Here is a 21343-nt window from a genome sequence, read left to right as displayed (position 1 = left end):
ATGCACCGCTCCCGCTCCCTCCGCACCGCGGCCTGGCCGCGGTTGACGCGGCGCGGCGGGGCGCTGCTCGTCGTCGGGGTGGTCCTCCTTGCCGTCTCGCTCTGGTTCGACCTGCGCGACGTCATGTTGCTCGCGTTCGTCGGCATCGCGATGCCGGGGGTCGCGGCGCTCTTCGTCGCGCTGCGGAAGCCCCGCCTCGGGGTGACCCGCCGCTTCTCGCCGCCGGTCGTCGCCGCGGGCACTTCGACGCGCGTCGCGATCGCGGTGCGCAACCGTTCACGGCGCACCCTCGACGGCGCGCACTGGCGCGACCACGCGCCCGAGGGCATCGACACCCCGCCGGAGGCGGTGCTGCCCACCCTGGGCCCGTACGAGAGCGTGCTGCCCTCGGGCGACGACACGGTGCGGCTCGAGTACCGCATGCGGATGCCCCGGCGCGGCGTCTTCGGCGTCGGACCGATGCGGATCGGGGTCGCCGACCCCTTCGGGCTGGCCCGCATCGACCGCGACGCCGGCCCGCGGCACGAGCTCGTCGTCACCCCGCGGGTGACCCCGCTCGAGCGCGCGCTCGGCTCGGCGGCGAGCGTCGACGGCGTGCTGCACGGCCTGCAGCGGCGGGCCCACCCGAATTCCGACGAGCTGATCGCCCGCGAGTACCGCTACGGCGACCCGCTGCGCCGGGTGAACTGGCCGGCGACCGCGCGCCGCGGTGAGCTGATGGTGCGCGAAGAGGAGCAGCGCGGCGACCCCGAGGTGCGGATCCTCCTCGACACGACGCTCTCCGGGCGGGCGCGCGCCGGAGGCCAGCGGCTCGAGTGGGCCGACCGCGTGCACCTGGGTTTCGAACTCGGGGTCGAGGTGGCGGCCTCGATCGGCGTGCACCTGCTCGAGCGCGGGTTCCGGGTGCGCTGCGACCCGCTCGGCGACCCCGGCCGCGGCGGGGTCGCCGAAGGCTCGCCCGGCACGTATCGGCTGCCCGGCGGCGACGGGCTGCTCCTCGAGGACCTCGCCCGGCTCGACCCGCCCGTCGGCGGCGAGCGATCGGGCGACGCCGCGCCGGGCGAGGGCGGGCGTGCCGAGGGCAGGCCGGCTCGAGGCGGCCGCCCGGCTGCGGGCCTCGGCCGTGGCGAGGTGCGAGCCCGTGAGGCGCGGATGCCGGGCTTCGCCGTGCTCGTCGAGCCCGACGAACACGATGCCGCGACACTCGTCTCGCTCCGGCCCGTGTTCGAGCCCGCCGTCGCCTTCGTCGGCGAGGGCGTCGCGGTGCGCGTCGTCGACGCGCTCGAGGCGGCCGACTGGCGGGTCGTGCGGGTACGCCGAGCGGCGGCGATCGGCGACGCCTGGGCCGGGATCGCGGAACGGCCGAACGATGCATCCTGACCCGATGCCGCTCACCCGCGGCCAACGACTCGCACTCACGGCGGCGAGCTTCCTCCTGCTCGCGGTCGCGACGATGGCGCTCGGCCCGCTCATCTCGGGCAGCGGGTGGTGGTGGCTCTGCGCGTTCGTCGCCGCCGGCGTCCTGTTCGGGGGCGCCGGGCTCCGGGCGGTGCGGGTGCCCGCGTCGCTCGTGCCGGTGCTCGAGATCGTGGTGCTCGTCCTCCTGCTCACGCTGCTCTTCGGCGGGTCGACGAGTTTCGCGCTCATCGTGCCGACGGTCGACACCTTCGGCCTGTTCGGCGAGCTGTTCGAGGGCGCGCAGCGCACCATCCAGCAGCAGTCGGTGCCGGCGATCCCCGTGCCGCCGCTGAACTTCGTGCTCGCGGTCGGCGTCGGCATCCTCGCGATCTCCACGGACGTGCTCGTGCAGACCGTCCGCATGCCCGCGTTGGCGGCGGCTCCCGCGCTCGTGCCGATCCTCATCCCCGGGTTCCTCATCGAGGCCGGCGCCGAGGTGCCGACGCTCGTGTTCTCGGCGGCCGCGTATCTGCTGCTCCTCCGCATCGACGTGCGCGCGAGACGCCGCGCGATGCTCGCCGCCGCCGAGCGCGCCGACGAGACCGGCGGCACCACCGTCATCCCGCCCGCCAGGGTGCCGATGGTGTCGAGCCTCGGCGCCACGCTCGGCCTCACCGTGGTGGGCCTGCTCACGGCGTCGGTGCTGACCGCCTCGACGCCGAGCATCTCGTCGAGCCTGCTGCTCGGCTCCGGCGCGTCGTCGACGAGCTTCGCGCGCGGCGTCAGCCCGTTCATCGACCTCGGTCGAGACCTCCGCCGGCCCGAGCCGCGGCCGGCGTTCCACTACTTCGCCCGCGACAACGACCGGCCGTACTTCACGGTGCTCACCCTCGACCGCTTCGAAGGTGCGGCCTGGGGCGTCACCGAGCAGCCGGTCGACGCCGACAACACCGTCGACGCGCTGCCGAAGCCGCAGGGGCTCGACGAGGACGTCGCCGCCACGGAGCATCCCATCGACGTCATCGTCGACGAGGTGCGCACCACCTGGCTGCCCCTGCCGTACCCGACGCGGCAGGTCGAGGGGCTCAACGGCTCGTGGTTCTGGAGCGACGACTCGCTGACCGTGCGCAGCGTCGACGCCGACACGGGCGGGCAGCGCTACACCGCGACGTGGCTCGAGGTCGACCCGACCCCCGCGCAGCTGCGGGCGGCGGGCGGCCGCGCCGGCGAGGAGTTCGACCGCTACCTCGAACTGCCCGACGACGCCCCGCCCATCATCGGCGACACCGCGACGGCCGTTGCGGGCAGTGCGGCGACGCAGTACGACGCGGCGGTCGCGATCCAGTCGTACCTCCGCGGGATCGACTTCGAGTACTCGACGGAGGCGCCGGTCGAGGCGGGCTACGACGGCGGCGGCTTCGAGGTGATCGCCGAGTTCCTCGAGGAGCGTTCGGGCTACTGCGTGCACTTCGCCTCGACGATGGCGGTGCTCGCGCGGGAGGTCGGGATCCCCTCGCGGATCTCGGTGGGCTACACCTCCGGGACGCCGACGCAGGAGCGGGTCGAGGGCGTGCAGCGGGTCGAGGTCGACTCGCACGACCTCCACGCGTGGCCCGAACTCTACTTCGAGGGCGTCGGCTGGGTGCCGTTCGAACCGACCCCGAGCCGCGGCACCGTGCCCGAGTACTCGCGGCCGGGCGCCGGGTCGGCGGAGTCGTCGCCGGTGTCGCCGTCGAGCAGTGCGACCGCCCCGGCGAGCGGTCGACCCGAGCTCGACCCCGATCGCAATCTCACGGGCGCGAGCGGTTCGAGCGCGGCGGGCGACTCGTGGTGGTTGCGCGGCGGTGTGCTGCTGCTCCTCGTCGCGGGCCTCCTCCTCGCCCCGGCCGCGTTCCGCACCTGGCAGCGGGGGGTGCGGCACCGCCGCATCGCACGCGGTGAACGGCCCGCGGATGCCGCGTGGGACGAGCTGCTCGCGACCGCCCGCGATCTCGGGGTCCGCGTCGATCCCGCGGCGACCCCGCGCGCGACGGCGGCGCTGCTCGCGGAGCGCGAGGGTTTCGCGCCCGAGGCGCGGGCGGAGGAGGGGGCCGAGGCCGAAGCGGTCGCGGAGGCGGCGGACGCGCGGGCCGCGCTGACCCGACTTCGCGACGCCGTCGAGCGCGAGCGCTACGGCCCCGGTGCTGCGGGGGAGGGCGCGCCCGAGGCATCCGAGCCGCTCATCGCGGCGCTCGCGACGGTGCGCGGCGCGCTCGCAGAGGGGGAGTCGCTCCCCGTCAGATGGCGGGCGGTGCTCGCCCCGCGTTCGCTGATCGACCGCGCGCGGCCGACGTACGGCGAACGCTCACCCGTCGACGCGTAGAATCGTCGATCGTGGCCACCAAGCATTCCGTGTTCGACCTGAACGTGCGCGATCTCGTCAACCGTCCCGGCGAGATGCGCGAAGAGCGCATCAGCGCCCCCTCGCTCGAGCAGTTCGGTGAGGGGCTCATCGCCGTGAAGGCCGAATCGACGATCGAGCTCGACGTCCGGCTCGAGTCGGTGCACGAGGGAATCCTCGTCACCGCCGAGGTCGACGCGACCGCGGAGGGCGAGTGCGGGCGATGCCTGATCGAACTCGCCCAGCCCGTCCAAGTCGAGTTCCAAGAACTCTTCGGGTATCATGGCGGGGAAGCCATCGAGTATGAGGTTCAAGACGACCACGTGGATCTTGAACCACTCATCCGAGATGCGGTAGTGCTGGCACTGCCGTTTCAGCCGGTGTGCCGACCTGATTGCCCTGGTCTCGACCCCGAGACCGGCGTCCGGTTGGCCGATCATCCGGAACTCGTCACCCCTCCGCACAGCGATCCTCGTTGGGCCGCGCTCGCGGGGTTCCAGGCTTCCGAAGACAACGGTCCGGAACCGATTTCCGGCGCCGACCAGCAGAGAGAAGAGAGATAGTCATGGCTGTTCCCAAGCGGAAGAAGTCACGCGCCAACACCCACGCGCGCCGTTCGCAGTGGAAGGCCGAGGTCCCCACGCTCGTCAAGACCGTCGAGAACGGCAAGGTCACCTACAGCCTCCCGCACCGCGCGAAGGTCGTCGAGGACTCCGCGGGCACCCCGCTCTTCCTCGAGTACAAGGGCCGCAAGGTCGCTGACGTCTAGTCAGCCAGAGACGCACCGACGACCGGTCGTGACGCGAACGGAGCACACGGGGAACGGGCGCACTGCGCTCGAAGATCGCCACCTCGACGAACTGCAGCGAACGCTGCAGGTCGAGATCGATCCGGCCCTGCTCCTGCTCGCGCTCACGCACCGGTCGTTCGCGTACGAGAACGGCGGCATCCCGACGAACGAACGGCTCGAGTTCCTCGGCGATTCGATCCTCGGGCAGGCCGTCACGGTGAAGCTGTTCCGCGACCACCCCGAACTCGAAGAGGGTGAGCTCGCGAAGCGGCGTGCCAGCCTCGTGTCGAGTGTCGCGCTGGCCGAGGTCGGTCGCACGATCGGCGTCGGCTCGTACATCCGACTGGGCCGCGGCGAGACGATGACCGGTGGGGCCGACAAGCCGTCGATCCTCGCCGACACCGTCGAGGCGATCATCGGCGCCGTCTACCTCGACGCCGGCGGCGACACCGCGACCGCGCTCGTGCTGCGTCTCATCACCCCGTTGATGCAGGATCCCGAGCGTTTCGGTGCCGCCATGGACCCGAAGACGAGCCTGCAGGAGATCGCGGCGCGCCGCAGTGCGCCCGCACCGTCGTACTCGGTCGCCGAGTCGGGCCCCGACCACAACAAGCACTTCGTCGCGACCGTCACGGTCGGCGACCTCGTCGAGGCGTCGGGCGAGGGTTCGAGCAAGAAGCAGGCCGAGATGGCCGCCGCGCTCGAGGCCTGGACGAAGCTCAACGGCGCCGGCTGAGGGCGGGCAGGCGTTGCCCGAGCTCCCCGAGGTCGAGGTCGTCCGTGCCGGCCTCGCGCCGGCCGTCACGGGTGCGCTCGTCTCCGCCGTCGAGGTGCTCGACCGTCGTTCGCTGAAGCGGCACGACCCCGTCATGGGAGACTTCGAGCGACTCGTGACGGGGGCGCGCATCGACGCGGCCGTGCGCCGCGGCAAGTTCCTGTGGCTGCCGATGGGCGATGCGCGCGCCATCGTCGGCCACCTCGGCATGAGCGGGCAGATGCTGCTGCGCACGCCCGACCATCCCGGAGACGACCGGCACTCGCGGGTCCGCCTGCACCTCGACCACCCCGAGCACGGCGAGCTGCGCGTCGACTTCGTCGACCAGCGCATCTTCGGCTCGCTCGCGGTCGACCGCATGCAGCCGACCGCCGACGGCGAGATCGCCGGCTACTCGGGCGAGGCGACGGGTGGGTGGGCGCGGAGCATCCCGAGCCAGGTGTCGCACATCGCCCGCGACCCGCTCGACCCCGCCTTCTCCGACGCGGCGTTCGCGGCGCAGCTCGGGCGGCGTGCGATGGGCATCAAACGGGTGCTGCTCGACCAGGGCGTCGTGAGCGGCATCGGCAACATCTACGCCGACGAGTCGCTGTGGGCGGTGCGCCTGCACCCCGAGCAGCCGGCCTCGTCGTTGAGCTCCCGTCGGGTGCGCGAACTCCTCGGCGCCGTGCGCGATGTGCTCGGCCGCGCCCTCACCGAGGGCGGCACGAGCTTCGACGCCCAGTACGTCAACGTCAACGGCGCGTCGGGTTACTTCGAGCACTCCCTCAACGCCTACGGGCGGGCGGGCAAGCCCTGCCCGCGCTGCGGTACGGCGATGGTGCGCGAGCCCTTCATGAACCGCTCATCGCACCGCTGCCCGAAGTGCCAGCGGCGGCGCGTCTAGGGCTGCTTCGCCGGGCGGCGATTGCCGCGCAGCTTTGCCGTCTTGGGCGCCGCGCGGCGCCGGGTGCGGAAGTCGTCGCTCATCTCTCGAGCCCGGCCTCGATGTCGTCGAAACGCGACCGCAGCATCGGGATGAAGGCCTCGGCGTCGAAGTCCTGGAATCGCGTTCGATACATGGCTTCCATCTGCTCACGAATCTGCGACGACATGAGCCGGCGCGCCTCATCGACGGTGAGTGCTGCGTAGTCGGCGGTCACGAGCACCTGGTCGATCACGAGCCGGTCGTCCCGAGCGAAGTACCGCGCGTAGGAACGATGGTTGTTCGCCTCGACGCTCTCGGGCCTGAACAGCCTCAGGAAGATGCTGATCGCGATGTGGCTGTACCGGTTGTCGAGCGTCCGAAGCCGGGGCGCGATCCCGTCCTGCCAGTGGTAGTCCAGGAGGCCGGCGAGGATCTCGTCGAGGATTCGCTGGTTCTTCTCCGCTTCATGTGCGGAGGCGCCGCCCTCGGACTGGGAGGTGATCTTCAGGAAGATGCCCATGCGGAATCCTCCGCTCCGGATCCGGTCGCGGCCTCATCGGGGTCGTCGAGGTGAAGCATGGGGCCACCCTATCGAGCACGGGCGACGAACCGGTGCGGGAGCAGTCAGTCCCACACCAGGAACACGATGCGCTCGTGACCGGACACGGCGGGGATGCCGCAGTAGTCCTCGAGCGATGCCGCATCCGACTCGATGATCCCGTCGCTCTGCAACGACTCGGTCTCGAGCCGGGCCTCCAGCTCGGATGCGGGCGCCGTGGTCGCAATGAGGATCGATTCGGCGCACACGTCACCGTCCTCTTCGTCGACCTCGGTGTCCCAGTGCAGCCCGACACGCACCCAGGCGACGTCGGGGGTTTGCTCGGCCTCTCGAAGACGGCGCAGGATCTCGGCCAGTGGCGGTCGACCGTAGCCCCACTGATTCGGGGCGAGCGAATCCTCAGCCGTGTTGTCGTCGAAGAACTCGTCGAGGGTGAGCAGCGGCAGGCGGTCGCCCTCGGTCCGTCGGGCGATCTCGGCAGTGGTGATCATTCTTCTCCCGTGTCTTCTCGGAGCTTGGACAGCCGGCGCGTTGCGCCGCAACGAGCGTATGGGCGAGCTCAGTCGTTCAGCGGCGGCGCTGAGCCCGGCTCATCGGGCTCGGTAGCGCGCGGAGATCAGCCCCGAGGGGAACGAGCGGTGCTCGACGAGTTCGAGGTCGAGGCGGACGCCGTCGGGGAAGAAGCGCTTGCCGCCGCCGACCACGCTCGTGGTGATGAAGAGGTGGTACTCGTCGACCAGGCCGGCCCTGATGGCCTGGGCCGCGAGGTTGGGGCCGTCCACCGAGAGATCGTGGTCGGACTCGGCCTTGAGCCGCCTGATCGCCTCCGGGTCGAAGCTCCGCTCGATGCGGGTCCTCGCGCTCGAGACCGACTCCAGGGTCGTCGAGTAGACGACCTTCTCCGCGGCTCTCCAGTCGTTCGCGTACTGCAGGATGTGCGGCGGCACCTCGGGCTCGTCCTGCACGGTCTCCCAGAAGACCATGGTCTCGTACATCCGCCGGCCGTAGAGGAAGGTGCCGACGTCGCGGAACGCGTCACCGATGAAGGTGTGCACCTCCTCGTCCTCCGCGGCCCTGCCGAGGTCGCCCTCGGCGGCTTCGGCGTAGCCGTCGAGCGAGGTGATCATCGAATAGATGAGCTTGGCCATGTTCAGCTCCTTCGCGAGAGGTGAGTCGGTTGGCTCGCCTCTACCAGACGGTAGTCCTTCTGGAATGGTGAGTCAATGGGCTCACCTCTATGCGATACTTGCGGCATGCCACGCGAGCTGTCGAGCTATCACCGCCGGGTCGCCGAGACCAACCGGGCGACGATCCTCGCCGCCGCCAAGGAGCTGTTCCTCGAGCACGGCTACGACCGCACCTCGCTGGCACGCGTCGCCGAGCGCGCCGGCGTCTCCAAGGCGACGTTGTTCAAGCAGTTCCCGACGAAGGCCGAGCTCTTCGAGGCGATGGTGCTCGCCGAGGCCGGCTCGCCCGACGGCGCCTTCGAGGATGCTCCGGCGGGTGACTTCCGCGCGAACCTGACCGCATTGGGCCTCGCCTATGTGGAGCTCCTGAACCGGCCGGGGATGACCGACCTGATCCGCGCGGTGATCGCCGAGTCGTCGCGGTTCCCCGAGCTCCGGGAACGGGTCTTCGACTTCGGAACGCTGCCGCTGTTCGCGGCGGTCCGGCGCTGCTTCGTCACCGCGAGCGCCAAGGGGACCGGGGTCGTCGACGACCCCGACACGGCGTCCGCGCAGTTCCTCGGCATGATCTCGACCGTCGTCTTCTGGCCACGACTGATCCACGGCGGCTGGGCGCTGAGCGACGCGGAGATGCGCCGCGTCGTGGACGAGGCGACGCTGACCGTCGTGGCGAGGTACGGCGCGCGAACCGACGGTTGATCGGCCGGATCACCCGCGCTGGAACTCCGCCCCGAAGCCGTGCTGCTCGAAGCCGAGCGCGAGGTTGATGGCGAGCATGTGCTCGTTCTCGTCGGCGTTCCACGTGTAGACGGCGGTGCGGTCGGGTGCGAGCTCGGCGAGGCGCACGAGGTTGGCGAGCTTCACGCGCATGCCGAGGCCGTGGCCGCGGTGCGCGGCGACGACGAGCGTGTCGGACTGGTAGGCGATGGTCTTCTCGGGCGGCAGCTCGAGCTCGGTGTACCCGGCGATCGATCCGTCGGGTGCCACGGCGGCGGCGACGAGCAGGGTGCGGCCGCCGCGGGTGGAGTGCTGCTCGTGGACCCGCACGCGCTCGGCGTCCCAGATCTCGGGGTCGAGGTCGAGGCCGCCGGCCGGCACGTCGAGCACCATGCGGGCGCGGGCCGCCGCGTAGCTGTCGACGAGCCCGTCGGGCACCTGGTCGATCCAGCCGGTGATGCGGTAGTCGGATGCCTCGGCCTCGGCCCGCTCGGCGGCGGCGCGGAACTCGTCGGCCCGCCCCGAGATCTCGAGCACGCTCGCGCGTTCGAGCTGGGCGAGCACGTAGCCGTGCGCGAGCGCGAAACGCACCGCGGGCAGCTCGGCGGGGAGGGAGGCGTCGCCGTCGGGTGCGTGGAGCCTCGGGCCGGGGTGGTCGAACGCCGCGAGCGGGAAGTCGATCCACCCGGTGTTGCGGCGCCGGCCGAGTTCGGCGAACCACCCCTCGGCGTGCTCGAGGAGCCTGCTGCCGACGCCCTGTCGACGGTGGTCGGGGGCGACCTCGACGATGGCGATGCCGCTCTCGGCGGCGGCATCCCGCTCGCCCCAGGCGATGGCGCGGCCGACGCAGCGCTCGCCGTCCCACGCGGCGAAGGCGCGTTTCACCTCGTAGTCGTCGTCGCGGTACATCGCGAGCATCTCGGCGGGCGTATAGGCGAAGCGGTCGTCGCCCCAGCGCTCGACCTCGATGTCGATCGCGAGGGCGGCGTAGCGCTCGAACTCGACGGCCTCGGGCGTGCCGAGTCGCTCGGGCAGCGTGACGCGGCGGATCTCGACATTCATCGCACGGCTCCTCTCGGATGCTGCGGGCAGCCGCCCAGACTACCGAGCGTCGGGCGCGGCGACAAGCGTGGAATCCCGAGGGAACGGCGCGCGTGCGCGGATCGGGGCCGAACCTCGGCTACCGTAGTCCGCAGCGTTCAAGCGGCGGGAGAGGGTGGAGCGTGTATCTGAAGAGCCTCACGCTCAAGGGCTTCAAGTCCTTCGCGCAGCCGACGACCTTCGCGTTCGAACCCGGCGTGACCTGCATCGTCGGCCCCAACGGCTCGGGCAAGTCCAACGTCGTCGACGCCCTCGCTTGGGTGATGGGCGAACAGGGCGCGAAGACGCTCCGCGGCGGCAAGATGGAGGACGTCATCTTCGCCGGCACCTCGACGCGGGGGCCGCTCGGCCGCGCAGAGGTGAGCCTCACGATCGACAACAGCGACGGCGCCCTCCCGATCGAGTACAGCGAGGTCACGATCTCGCGCACCCTGTTCCGCAACGGCAACAGCGAGTACGCGATCAACGGCGACCAGTGCCGCCTCCTCGACGTGCAGGAGCTCCTCAGCGACTCGGGTCTCGGCCGCGAGATGCACGTCATCGTCGGGCAGGGCCAGCTCGACCAGGTGCTGCGCGCGACCCCCGAGGACCGGCGCGGCTTCATCGAGGAGGCCGCCGGCATCCTCAAGCACCGACGTCGCAAAGAGAAGACGCTGCGCAAGCTCGACGCGATGCAGACGAACCTCACCCGGCTCTCCGACCTCGCCGGCGAGATCCGACGGCAGCTGAAGCCGCTCGGCCGTCAGGCCGAGGTCGCCCGCGAGGCCGCCACGATCGCCGCGGTCGTGCGCGACGCGAAGGCGCGCCTCCTCGCCGACGAGGTCGTCGGCCTCCGCCGCGCGCTCGACGAGCACGGCAGGAGCGAGCACGAACGCCACGCCGAACGCCTCGTGCTGCAGGAGCGCCTCGAACAGCACCAGGCGAAGGTCACCCGCCTCGAGGAGGCGCAGGGCGGCGACGACGTCGACCGCGCCCGCTCGACGAGCTTCGCCCTCGAGCAGGCGCAGTCGCGCCTGCGTTCGCTCGATTCGCTCGCTCGCCAGCGCATCGCGCTCCTCGAGGGCGCCTCCGACGAACAGGATGCCTCGCCGAGCGTCACCCGCGAGATGATCGACGGCGCCGTGACCGAGCTCGAGGGGCTCCGCGACGGCATCGGCACCGCGGCATCCGCCCTCGACGAGGCGCACGAGGCGACCATGCGTACCCGCGCCGAGCTCGACACCGTCGACGAGGGCATCGCCCGGCAGTCGGCGCTCGTCTCCGCGTACGACCTCGAACTCTCGAAGCTCACCGGGCAGGCCGACACGGCCGCCTCGAAGCTCGCCGCCGTTCGCGGCGAGGTGCTCCGCCACGCGAACGCCCTCGAGGCCTCCGCCGCCCGCCGCGCGCAGGCCGCCGCCGCGCTCGCCGAGGCCGAGGCCGCCGCAGGCGACGAGCAGACCGCCGAGACCGACCTCGACGAGGCTTACGAGCTCGCGCAGGGCGCCGTGTTCGAGGCCGAGGCCGAGATCGAGCGCATCCGCGAAGAGCTCCACGGCCGCGAACGCGAGCAGGGGGCGCTCAGCGCCCGCACGCAGGCGCTCTCGCTCGCCCTCGACCAGAAGGACGGCTCGGCCGCCCTCGTCGCCGCGGGCGTCGCCGGTGTGCGCGGCCTCCTCGCCGAGTCTATGCAGGTCGAACCCGGCTACGAGGCCGCGATCGCCGCGGCCCTCGGCTCGCTCGCCGACGCCGTGCTCGTCGACGACCGCGACGCCGCCTACCGGGCGCTCGATCGCGCCGAATCCGGCGAGCTCGGTCGCGTCGCGCTCGCCGTCGCCGAGCCCGGCACCGACCCCGGCACCGTGCCGACGGTCGGCGGGCTCACCGCAGCGGCCTCCGTCGTCACCGCCCCGCCCGGCGTGCGGGGACTCCTCGCCGAGGTGTTCATCGCCGACGACCTCGCCGCGGCGCGGGCCGCCGAGCCGGCGCTCGCCGAGGCATCCGGCCCCGCGACCGTGATCACCCGCGACGGCACCGTCATCGGCCGCTACGTCGTGCGCGGCGGTTCGGGCCGCAAGCAGAGCCGCATCGAGCTCATCGCCGAACGCGACCGCGCCGCAGCCCGCCTCGAGGAGGTGCGCGGCGAGATCGAGCGCAGCCGGTTCGAGCTCGCCGAGCAGCGCCAGCTCGTCGAGGCATCCAAAGAGCAGTCCAAGCGCGCCCTCGCGGCGCTCCGCGAGTTCGACGCGCAGCTCGCGCAGCGCACCGAACGCCTGAACCGCGCCCGCGTGCAGGTCGAGGCCGCCGAAGCCGAGTCGGAGCGTCTCGGGCAGGCCGCGACGAACGCCGAGGAACGCGTCGCCGAGGCCGAGCAGTCCGCCACGACGGCGAAGGAGGCGCTCGAAGCCGCCCGCGCCGTGCCGCGCCCGGTGCTCGACGTCTCGGTGCGCGAGGCGGCGCTCGCGACCGTCGAACGCGCCCGCGAAGCCGAGGTCGAGGCGAAGCTGCGCCTCGAGACCGCGAAGGAGCGCGTCCGCGCCGAGGAGGCCCGCATCCGCGCGATGGAGGCCCAGTACGACGCCGAGCGCCAGGCTGCCGTCGAGACGGCCCGCCGCGCCGTCATCCGTCGCGCGCAGCTCACCGCCGCCCGCCGGGTCGCCGAAGCGCTGCCGCCCGCGCTCACCTCGGTCGACGCCTCCGTCGCCGAGGCGCGCGTCGCCCTCGGGCGCGCGGAGGCCGAACGCTCGAGCCGCAACGAAGAGCTCCAGGCGGTGCGCCGCGAGGAGGCCGCCGTTCGCGAGCGCCTGCACTCCGTCACCGAAGACGTGCACGGCCTCGAACTGCGCATCTACGAGAAGAAGCTGCACGTCACCGGGCTCGTCGAACGCGCCGAGTCCGAGCTCGGGCTCGACGAGCAGGTGCTCGTCGCCGAGTACGGCCCCGACGAACTCATCCCCGCCGAGGACGAGGAGGGCGAGCCCCGCCCCTTCCGCAAGGAGGAGCAGCAGCGCCGCCTCGCGGGCGCCGAGCGCAAGCTCGCCCAGCTCGGCCGGGTCAACCCGCTCGCCCTCGAGGAGTTCGCGGCGCTCGAGCAGCGGCACCAGTTCCTCAGTGAGCAGCTCACCGACCTCGCGAACACCCGCAAAGACCTGCTCACGATCATCGAGGAGATCGACGGGCGCATGGAGTCGATCTTCCGCAGCGCGTTCGACGACACGAAGGAGGCGTTCGCCGAGGTGTTCCCGGTGCTGTTCCCGGGCGGCACGGGCAGCATCTCGCTGACGAACCCCGACGACATGCTCACCACGGGCATCGAGGTGAGCGTGAAGCCCGCCGGCAAGAAGATCGAACGGCTGTCGCTCCTCTCGGGCGGCGAGCGCTCGCTCGCGGCCGTCGCGCTGCTCATGGCGATCTTCAAGGCGCGCCCCAGCCCGTTCTACATCATGGACGAGGTCGAGGCCGCGCTCGACGACGCGAACCTCGGGCGCCTGCTCACGACCTTCGAGAGCCTGCGGGACGCGAGCCAGCTCATCGTCATCACGCACCAGAAGCGCACGATGGAGATCGCCGACGCCCTCTACGGCGTCTCGATGCGCCAGGACGGCGTCTCGGCGGTCGTCGGGCAGCGGGTGCGCGAGGAGCGCGAGCCCGAGGCGCGCGCGAGCTGAACCGGGCCGTCGCTCACGTGAGCCGGCGGTCGTCCGGCTCGACGATCCGGAACCAGCGGTATCCGTACGCATCGAGGTGCACCTCGATGCGCCCGCGCTCGTCGATCGGGAAGGTGTCGGCCGCGAACAGGTCGGAGAGCACCGATTCGGGGGCGACCTCTCCGAACTCCAGGGGCACGAGCGTGGGCGTCGGTGCGAAGTTGTGCACCGCGACGAACCGTCCGACGTCGGCGGTGATGCGGTGGGCGAGCACCGCGTCCTGCCCGGTGGCCAGCACATCGAGCTCGCCCCAGCCGATCTCGGGAGAACTCCGGTACCGCGTCGCGAGCTGCTTGATGAACGTGAGCAGCGAGTCGGGGTCGTGCATCTGCGCCTCGACGTTCACGTGCTCGGGGGAGTACCCGTCGCTCGGCGGCGTGGCGACGAGCCGGGACGGCGCGATCCTCGAGAACCCGCCGTTCCGCTCGTTCGTCCACTGCATGGGCGTGCGCACCGCCTGACGGCCCGCCTGCGCCCCGTTCTCGCCCATGCCGATCTCCTCGCCGTAGAACAGCACGGGCGTGCCGGGCAGCGAGAAGAGCAGGCTGTAGACGAGGCGGATGCGACGCGGATCGCCGTCGAGCATCGTCGGCAGCCGGCGCACGATGCCCCGATCGTAGACGCGCATCCACTCCTCAGGGGCGAACGCATCGAAGACCTCCTCGCGCTCGGCTTCGGAGAGCTTGTCGAGCGTGAGCTCGTCGTGGTTGCGCACGAAGTTCGCCCACTGCGCCTCGGGCTCGAGCGCGGGCCGCTTCGCGAGCGACTCGGCCAGCGGGCGGGCGTCCTCTCGCGCGAGCGAGAGGTAGAGCGCCTGCATCCCGAGGAAGTCGAACTGCATCGTGAGCTCGGCCGCGTCGCCGGTGCGGCCGAAGAAGTCGAGCTGCTGCTCGTAGGGCAGATTCACCTCGCCGAGCAGCACCGCCTCGCTCGAACGACGCTGCAGGAACCGGCGGAGATCGCGGAGGAGTTCGTGCGGATCGCCGATGTCGACGCCCTCGGGAGGCTCGATCAGGAACGGCACCGCGTCGACCCGGAACCCCGAGATCCCGAGCTCCAGCCAGAAGCCGAGCGTGCGCGCGATCTCGTCGCGCACCGCCGGGTTCGCGATGTTGAGGTCGGGCTGGTGCCGATAGAAGCTGTGCAGGTAGTACTGCTCGGTGCGCTCGTCGAACTCCCAGATCGAGTCCTCCTCGCCGGGGAACACCACGTTGGCCGTTTTCGGCGGGTCGTCCCGCCACACGTACCAGTCGCGGAACGGCGAGGTGCGGCTGCGCCGTGCCGCCGTGAACCACGGATGCCGCTCCGAGGTGTGGTTCATGACGAAGTCGATGATCACGCGCATGCCGCGATCGCGCGCCGTGCGGGTGAACTCCGCGACGTCGCCGAGCGACCCGAGGCGCCGATCGACCCCGAGGAAGTCGGTGATGTCGTACCCGTCGTCGCGATCGGGGGTCGGCTGGAAGGGCATCAGCCAGATGCAGGTGACGCCGAGCTCCGCGAGGTGGTCGAGACGATGGGCGAGGCCCTCGAAGTCGCCCGAGCCGTCGTCGTTCCAGTCCATGTAGGTCTCGACGTCGAGGCAGTAGACGACGGCCGTCTTCCACCAGAGATCGCTCCGGTCGGTGATCCTCATGTCGAGACCGCCTCGAGCTCGGGCACGACGCGCTCGCCGAACACCTCGATGAATCTCGTCTGCTCGGTACCGACGTGGTGCAGGTAGATCCGGTCGACCCCGAGCGAGGCGATGCCCAGGAGATGGTCGAGGTGGCGCGAGGGATCGGCCGAGACGAGCAGCGTCTCAGCGACCTGCGTGGGGGTCGCCTCGGCGGTCCGGGCGTCGAAGTCCTCCGGCCGGTCGAGCTCCCAGGCGAGGTGCGCCGGCACCAGGCTCTGCCGCCACTGCTCGTGGGCGATCGCGAGCGCCTCGTCATCGGTGCCCGCCCAGCTCAGGTGCACCTGCACGGCGACCTGTCCGCGACCACCCGAGCCGCGGTAGGCGTCGATGAACTCGCGCAGCGCGTCGCGGGGCTGGTCGACGGTGATCACCCCGTCTGCCCAGCTCGCCGCGGCGTGTGCGGTGTCCGGGCTCACCGCGGCGGCGAAGAGCTCCGGCGGGACGGCGGGGCGGCTCCACAGCCGGGCCCGATCGACGCGGATCCTCCCGTCGGCGGTCACCTCCTCGCCCGCGAGCAGCCGGCGCATGACCTCGACCGATTCGAGCAGGCGGGCGTCCCGCTCGTCCTTCGGCGGCCAACGGTCGCCCGTGATGTGCTCGTTGATCGCCTCGCCGCTGCCGAGCGCCGCCCAGAACCTGCCTGGGAACATCTCGGCGAGCGTCGCGACCTTCTGCGCGGTGACGGCCGGGTGGTAGCGCTGCCCTGGCGCCGTCACGACGCCGAGCGAGAATCGGGTGGCCTGCAGGGCGGCGCCGAGCCAGCTCCAGGCGTAGCCCGAGTGCCCCTGCCTGACACTCCAGGGCGCGAAGTGGTCGCTGCACATCGCGGCGGTGAAGCCCGCCTGCTCGGCGCGCGCGACGGCTTCCAGCAGGAGGCGCGGCGGCATCTGCTCGTGCGAGGCGTGGAAACCCACCGTGGTCATCGGTGCTCCCTCCGACGTCCAGAGACTCCTCCGCACGCGCGGGGCGGGCAACCCCTTGCACGACCGCCCGCAGCCGTGTACCGCCCGAGCGCAGGGCCGCGATCGCGATGGCCTCGGATGCGGGACGCCACCCGGTCGAGCTCGCGGCGCAGGCACCGGCGCGCCGACTCGGCCGGCTCAGCCGCCCAGGATGCGCCGCTGCACGGGGTCGCGGCGGGCGTGCGCGCGGTTCACGCGGAACACGCCGCCGAAGACGCCGCACCCGACGACGATCAGGAGCACGCCGATCGCGCCGACGGCGATGCGGACCGCCGCGTCGCCTTCGGTCGGGGCGAAGGCCATGGATCCGAGCATGATGCCGAACAGCAGGGCGATCGAGGCCGCGGCGATGCGCCAGAACACGAAGGGCTCGAACACGAAGGTCCGGGCGAGGATGACGTCGCCGAGCGAGTCGCCGCCCTCGTGCGCGGCGGTGAGCCGGTCGGCGAGCGCGATCGAGAGCCGGCGGCCGCTGCGATGGAGCGAGATCAGCAGCCAGGAGGCTCCCGCCCCGATCGCGATGAACAGCAGCGCGGCGATGACGGCGAAGGGGCTCGCGAGGCCGATCGCGCCGACGAGGCCGCACACGACGAAGATCGCGATGCCGAGTACGAGCGCCGCCGCGGTGCCGAGGAGGAGGCGCGAGGCCCGACCATAGTCGGCGCGCAGCGCGGCGATCTGGCGGGACAGCGGGCCTGGGCTGCTCGGGACGTCGTGGTCGAGGAGCGGGCGGGAGTCGTCGAGCACGAGTCGGAAGGCCACGCGCCGAGCCTATTGCAGGCGCGATGCGGCCCCGCCGGTCCTCCCGGGCCCCCGGAGGCATGGCAGGCTGTACGCATGGCAGAACGCGCATCCTGGTCGCTCGGCGCCGCCCTCCGCGGGGTGTTCGGCGCGAAGACCATCGACGACGACACCTGGGACGATCTCGAGTCCGCGCTCATCCGCGCCGATTTCGGCCCGGCGGTCACCGAGGAGATCGTCGAGCACATCCGCGCGCAGGTCGAGCGGTACAAGACCACCGACCCGAAGGACGTGCAGCGGATGCTGCGCGAGGTCGTCGAGGAGCGCCTCGCGAAGTACGACCCCACCCTGAAGCTCACCGAGCGGCCCGCGGTCGTGCTCGTCGTCGGCGTCAACGGCGTCGGCAAGACCACGACGATCGGCAAGTTCGCCCGGTTCCTCCGCAGCTACGACCGCTCGGTCGTGGTCGGCGCGGCCGATACGTTCCGCGCCGCGGCGGTCGACCAGCTCGCGACCTGGGCCGAACGCGCGGGCGTCGGCATCGTGCGCCCCGAGCGCGAGGGCCAGGACCCGGCCTCGGTCGCGTTCCAGACCGTCGACCAGGCCAAGCGCGACGGCACCGAGATCGTCATCATCGACACCGCAGGGCGCCTGCACACGAAGGGCGGGCTCATGGACGAGCTCGGCAAGATCCGCCGCGTCGTCGAGAAGCAGGCCCCCATCAGCGAGGTGCTGCTCGTGCTCGACGCCACCACGGGGCAGAACGGCCTCGCGCAGGCCGAGGCGTTCATCGAGCACGGGGGAGTGACCGGGCTCGTGCTCACGAAGCTCGACGGCAGCGCCAAGGGCGGCTTCGTGCTCGCCGTGCAGGAGAAGACGGGCCTGCCGATCAAGCTCATCGGCCAGGGCGAGGGCATCGGCGACCTCACCGGCTTCACGCCCCACGTCTTCGCCCAGAAACTCGTCGGATAGCGCAGCGCACCCGCGCGCAGGACAGGAGCCCTCATGGCCATCGAACACGACTACTTCGGCCTCGTCGGCGACTACTGGTCGGAGACCGTCGAATACGCCGACCAGCGCGTCGAGGTCGTGCTCGACACCGACGGCGACGACGTCGAGCTCACCGCCCTCGACGTCGCGGCGACCCTCGTCGGCGAGCTCGAGCTCGCCGACGACGAGCTGCGGCAGTCGTTCGTCAGCCAGCTCGACTCCAAGAGCTCGCCGATCGTGAAATACCTCGACACCGTTCTCGACCCCGAGCTCGAGCAGGCCGACGACATCGAGGCCGCGATCGGCCGCGAGTCGGGCGACCGTCAGGTCGACGCGCTCCGCTCGATGAGCCTCGTCCGGGTCGACCTCCGCCCCGACGCCGACGAGCCGGGCGACGCCTTCGCCGAGTTCGAGTACGCCCTTGCGCCCGACGAGACCGACGAGCGGCTCGTCGCGTCCATCGATCTCGAGCGCGAGATCGTCGACGTCCGCTTCGAGGGCTGACACGACGGGCGGCCGTCGCCCGCGCAGCGGGAGGCATCCGGCTCGCCTAGAATCGAAGGCACCATGGCTACCTTCGGAAACCTGTCTGACCGCCTCGCGGAGACCTTCAAGAACCTCCGCACCAAGGGCAAGCTCTCGGCCTCCGACGTCGACGGCACCGTCCGCGAGATCCGTCGTGCCCTGCTCGACGCCGACGTCTCGCTCGACGTGGTCAAGCAGTTCACGGGGCACGTGCGCGAGCGTGCGCTCGGCGACGAGGTCAACAAGGCGCTGAACCCGGCCCAGCAGGTCGTGCAGATCGTCAACGAGGAGCTCGTCGCCATCCTCGGCGGCCAGCAGCGTCGTCTGCAGTTCGCGAAGAACCCGCCGACCGTCATCATGCTCGCGGGCCTCCAGGGCGCAGGCAAGACGACGCTCGCGGGCAAGCTCGCGAAGCATCTCGCGAAAGAGGGGCACACGCCGCTGCTCGTCGCGAGCGACCTCCAGCGCCCGAACGCCGTCAACCAGCTGCAGGTCGTCGGCTCGCAGGCGGGCGTGCCCGTCTTCGCGCCCGAGCCGGGCAACGGCGTCGGCGACCCCGTCAAGGTCGCGAAGGCCGGTGTCGAGCAGGCGCGTCGCGCGCAGCACGACGTCGTCATCATCGACACCGCCGGCCGCCTCGGCGTCGACGCCGAGATGATGAAGCAGGCCTCGAACATCCGCAAGGCGACGAACCCCGACGAGGTGCTCTTCGTCATCGACGCCATGATCGGTCAGGACGCCGTGACCACGGCGAAGGCCTTCCAGGAGGGCGTCGACTTCACCGGCGTCGTGCTCTCGAAGCTCGACGGCGACGCCCGCGGCGGCGCCGCGCTCTCCGTCGCCTCGGTGACGGGTCGCCCGATCATCTTCGCGTCGACCGGTGAGGGCCTCGACGACTTCGAGCCGTTCCACCCCGACCGCATGGCGAGCCGCATCCTCGACCTCGGTGACATCCTCACCCTCATCGAGCAGGCCCAGCAGGCCTTCGACGAGGAAGAGGCGCTGAAGGTCGCCGAGAAGCTCGCGACCGAGCAGTTCACCCTCGACGACTTCCTCGGCCAGATGCAGCAGCTGCGCGGCGCCGGCTCGATCAAGAAGATGCTCGGCATGCTCCCCGGCGCGGGCGGCATGAAGCAGCAGCTCGAGAACTTCGACGAGCGCGAGATCGTGCGCACCGAGGCGATCATCCAGTCGATGACCCCGGCCGAGCGCAAGAACACGAAGCTCCTGAACGGATCGCGACGCCTGCGCATCGCGAAGGGCTCGGGCATGACGGTCACCGACGTCAACCAGCTCGTGCAGCGCTTCGAGCAGGCCGCGAAGATGATGAAGACCGTCGCGCGCGGCGGCGTGCCGCAGATCCCCGGCATGGGCCCGATCCCGGGCGCCGGCGGCTACGGCGGCGGCAAGCGCCAGGCGGCGAAGAACAAGAAGAAGGGCGGCGGTTCGCGTTCGGGCAACCCCGCGAAGCGCGCCGCCGAGAACGAGGCCATCGCCTCGGGCGTCACCCCCGCGGGGCAGGGCGCGCCGAGCGGTTCGGGCTTCGGCCTCGGCGCCAAGAAGGGCGGTGCGCCGAGCGAGGCCGACCTCGCCGCGATGCAGAAGATGCTCGGCGGCCGCTGAGCGACTGAGGCGCGGCGGGCGCCCGCATTCACTCGCTGGATGCCTCGTGCTCGCCGCCGTTCCCGGCGGCTGCGGTGCCCGTGCCGGCCGTGCCGGCCGTGGTTCCCGCGGCGCCCTCGACCTCGCCGCGCAGCTCGCGGGCGAGGTGCGCGACGACGGCCGTGAGGTCGCCGCCGGCCGCCTGTGCCACCTCGAGCTGCCGCTGCGCGCTCGCCCCGGCGTCGAGCGTCGCGCGGATGCTCTGGAGCTCGACGGCGCAACCGAGCCGCTCGGCCACCGGAGCGAGGGTCGTGAGGAGTTCGCGCAGGTCGTCGGCGACGGGCTTCTCGGTGCCCGAGACATCCGTGATGACCTCGGCGGCGAGGCCGTAGCGGGCCGCGCGCCACTTGTTCTCGCGCACGTACCAGGGCTGCAGCACCGTGAGCGTCTCGCCCTCGTCGAGGCGCGTCGACATCCACTCGACGAGGCTCTGCACGAGGGCGCCGATCGCGGCGATCTCGGCGGCGGTCGACACGCCGTCGCAGACGCGCACCTCGACGGTGCCCCACCGCGGCGAGGGGCGGATGTCCCAGCGCACCTCGCTGTGGTCCTCCACGATGCCCGTGCGCACGAGGTCGCCGACATAGCGCTCGTAGGCGGCCCAGTCGGCGAGCGCGTAGGGCAGGCCCGCGGTCGGCAGCTGCTGGAACATGAGGGCCCGGTTCGAGGCGTAGCCCGTGTCGACCCCCGCCCAGAACGGGCTCGAGGCGCTGAGCGCGAGCAGGTGCGGCAGGTAGGCGAGGAGCCCGTCGAGAATCGGCAGCGCCTTGTCGCGGTCGTCGATGCCGACGTGGACGTGCACGCCCCAGATCATCATGTTGCGCCCCCACCAGCGGGTGCGCTCGATGAGCTTGTGGTACCTCGGCTTGTCGGTGAGGTGCTGGTCGTACCACTGGCTGTACGGGTGCGAGCCGCTGCAGATGAGCTCGTAGTCGCCGAGCTCGTCGATGACGGCGCGCACCTCGGCGAGCTGCTGTTCGAGGTCGCGCACGGCCCCGGCGACGGTCTCGTGCACGCCGCTGACGAGCTCGACCGTGTTGGTGAGCAGTTCGGAGGTGATCGAGGGGTGCTTGCCGCCCGGGCTGCGCTCGTCGAGGAGGCCGAGCACACGGTCGCCGATCGAGGCGAGCTCGCCGGTGGCGCGATCGACGATCGCGATCTCCCACTCGAGACCGACCGTCGAGCGGGGGGACTGCGCGAATTCGATCGCCATGGCGGCCTTCCTCGGGGTCGCGCTCCGGGGGCGGGGCCCGTGCGGCAATCTTCGCATGCGATGCGGCGTGCA

The 21343-nt window shown here is 71.6% G+C and carries 19 protein-coding genes; 11 read left to right on the top strand and 8 right to left on the bottom strand.

The features are described 5' to 3' along the window. From ACFVTX_RS01310 to mutM, 6 genes are all read left to right on the top strand, one after another. On the top strand, positions 1–1380 hold the full coding sequence (locus tag ACFVTX_RS01310) for a DUF58 domain-containing protein (RefSeq protein WP_386897373.1): 1380 nt from the start codon (positions 1–3) through the stop codon (positions 1378–1380). Between the two features lie 4 nt (positions 1381–1384). Next, on the top strand, positions 1385–3760 hold the full coding sequence (locus ACFVTX_RS01305) for a transglutaminaseTgpA domain-containing protein (protein WP_386897371.1): 2376 nt from the start codon (positions 1385–1387) through the stop codon (positions 3758–3760). Positions 3761–3771: 11 nt separating this feature from the next. Beyond that, positions 3772–4341: a YceD family protein gene (locus ACFVTX_RS01300; protein ID WP_386897369.1), complete on the top strand. Its 570-nt coding sequence runs from the start codon at positions 3772–3774 to the stop codon at positions 4339–4341. Between the two features lie 2 nt (positions 4342–4343). Further along, the gene (gene rpmF / locus ACFVTX_RS01295; RefSeq protein WP_022887809.1) at positions 4344–4547 is read left to right on the top strand and encodes a 50S ribosomal protein L32; all 204 of its coding nucleotides are present in this window, start codon (positions 4344–4346) and stop codon (positions 4545–4547) included. Between the two features lie 91 nt (positions 4548–4638). After that, positions 4639–5304: a ribonuclease III gene (rnc, locus tag ACFVTX_RS01290; protein ID WP_386898723.1), complete on the top strand. Its 666-nt coding sequence runs from the start codon at positions 4639–4641 to the stop codon at positions 5302–5304. Positions 5305–5317: 13 nt separating this feature from the next. After that, on the top strand, positions 5318–6229 hold the full coding sequence (gene mutM / locus ACFVTX_RS01285; RefSeq protein WP_386897367.1) for a bifunctional DNA-formamidopyrimidine glycosylase/DNA-(apurinic or apyrimidinic site) lyase: 912 nt from the start codon (positions 5318–5320) through the stop codon (positions 6227–6229). Positions 6230–6308: 79 nt separating this feature from the next. Here mutM and ACFVTX_RS01280 read toward each other — a convergent pair whose 3' ends face one another. The 3 genes from ACFVTX_RS01280 to ACFVTX_RS01270 all read right to left on the bottom strand — a co-directional run bounded on the left by ACFVTX_RS01280 (position 6309) and on the right by ACFVTX_RS01270 (position 7957). Continuing rightward, a complete protein-coding gene (locus ACFVTX_RS01280) occupies positions 6309–6770 on the bottom strand; it encodes a hypothetical protein (protein ID WP_386897365.1) in 462 nt (153 codons plus the stop codon). A 104-nt stretch (positions 6771–6874) separates the two neighbouring features. Then, positions 6875–7300, bottom strand: a complete 426-nt coding sequence (locus ACFVTX_RS01275; RefSeq protein WP_386897363.1) for a hypothetical protein — start codon at positions 7298–7300, stop codon at positions 6875–6877. A gap of 99 nt (positions 7301–7399) precedes the next feature. After that, entirely contained in the window at positions 7400–7957 is a 558-nt protein-coding gene (locus tag ACFVTX_RS01270; protein ID WP_386897361.1) for a dihydrofolate reductase family protein, read from the bottom strand. Positions 7958–8062: 105 nt separating this feature from the next. Here ACFVTX_RS01270 and ACFVTX_RS01265 point away from each other — a divergent pair, with 105 nt between their 5' ends. Further along, positions 8063–8695, top strand: coding sequence for a TetR/AcrR family transcriptional regulator (locus ACFVTX_RS01265; RefSeq protein WP_386897359.1), 633 nt, complete (start codon positions 8063–8065; stop codon positions 8693–8695). A 9-nt stretch (positions 8696–8704) separates the two neighbouring features. On the opposite strand, the gene ACFVTX_RS01260 is transcribed toward ACFVTX_RS01265, so the two are convergent. After that, the gene (locus tag ACFVTX_RS01260; protein WP_386897357.1) at positions 8705–9775 is read right to left on the bottom strand and encodes a GNAT family N-acetyltransferase; all 1071 of its coding nucleotides are present in this window, start codon (positions 9773–9775) and stop codon (positions 8705–8707) included. A gap of 161 nt (positions 9776–9936) precedes the next feature. Here ACFVTX_RS01260 and smc point away from each other — a divergent pair, with 161 nt between their 5' ends. Next, positions 9937–13461 (top strand): chromosome segregation protein SMC, encoded by a 3525-nt coding sequence (gene smc / locus ACFVTX_RS01255; protein WP_386897355.1) that lies wholly within the window; start codon positions 9937–9939, stop codon positions 13459–13461. Positions 13462–13474: 13 nt separating this feature from the next. Here smc and ACFVTX_RS01250 read toward each other — a convergent pair whose 3' ends face one another. The 3 genes from ACFVTX_RS01250 to ACFVTX_RS01240 form a co-directional block, all read right to left on the bottom strand. Continuing rightward, positions 13475–15136: an alpha-amylase family protein gene (locus tag ACFVTX_RS01250; protein ID WP_386897353.1), complete on the bottom strand. Its 1662-nt coding sequence runs from the start codon at positions 15134–15136 to the stop codon at positions 13475–13477. Next, a complete protein-coding gene (locus tag ACFVTX_RS01245) occupies positions 15133–16101 on the bottom strand; it encodes a TIGR03885 family FMN-dependent LLM class oxidoreductase (protein ID WP_386897351.1) in 969 nt (322 codons plus the stop codon). The genes ACFVTX_RS01250 and ACFVTX_RS01245 overlap by 4 nt, the downstream gene beginning before the upstream one ends. 177 nt (positions 16102–16278) lie before the next feature. Beyond that, positions 16279–16902 carry a hypothetical protein gene (locus ACFVTX_RS01240; protein WP_386897349.1) on the bottom strand — a complete coding sequence of 208 codons (624 nt, stop codon included), beginning with the start codon at positions 16900–16902 and terminating at the stop codon, positions 16279–16281. A 75-nt stretch (positions 16903–16977) separates the two neighbouring features. Between ACFVTX_RS01240 and ftsY the strand changes: the two genes are divergently transcribed. The 3 genes from ftsY to ffh all read left to right on the top strand — a co-directional run bounded on the left by ftsY (position 16978) and on the right by ffh (position 20019). Next, on the top strand, positions 16978–17853 hold the full coding sequence (gene ftsY / locus ACFVTX_RS01235; RefSeq protein WP_386897347.1) for a signal recognition particle-docking protein FtsY: 876 nt from the start codon (positions 16978–16980) through the stop codon (positions 17851–17853). Between the two features lie 33 nt (positions 17854–17886). Next, a complete protein-coding gene (locus ACFVTX_RS01230; RefSeq protein WP_386897345.1) occupies positions 17887–18375 on the top strand; it encodes a DUF2004 domain-containing protein in 489 nt (162 codons plus the stop codon). A 63-nt stretch (positions 18376–18438) separates the two neighbouring features. Then, on the top strand, positions 18439–20019 hold the full coding sequence (gene ffh, locus ACFVTX_RS01225; protein WP_386897343.1) for a signal recognition particle protein: 1581 nt from the start codon (positions 18439–18441) through the stop codon (positions 20017–20019). A gap of 28 nt (positions 20020–20047) precedes the next feature. On the opposite strand, the gene ACFVTX_RS01220 is transcribed toward ffh, so the two are convergent. Then, the gene (locus ACFVTX_RS01220) at positions 20048–21271 is read right to left on the bottom strand and encodes a glutamate--cysteine ligase (protein ID WP_386897341.1); all 1224 of its coding nucleotides are present in this window, start codon (positions 21269–21271) and stop codon (positions 20048–20050) included. Positions 21272–21343: the final 72 nt, after the last annotated feature.

This window comes from Agromyces sp. NPDC058136, assembly GCF_042884375.1.
Taxonomy (GTDB): Bacteria; Actinomycetota; Actinomycetes; order Actinomycetales; family Microbacteriaceae; genus Agromyces.
This window is presented reverse-complemented; position numbering and strand designations above follow the sequence as displayed.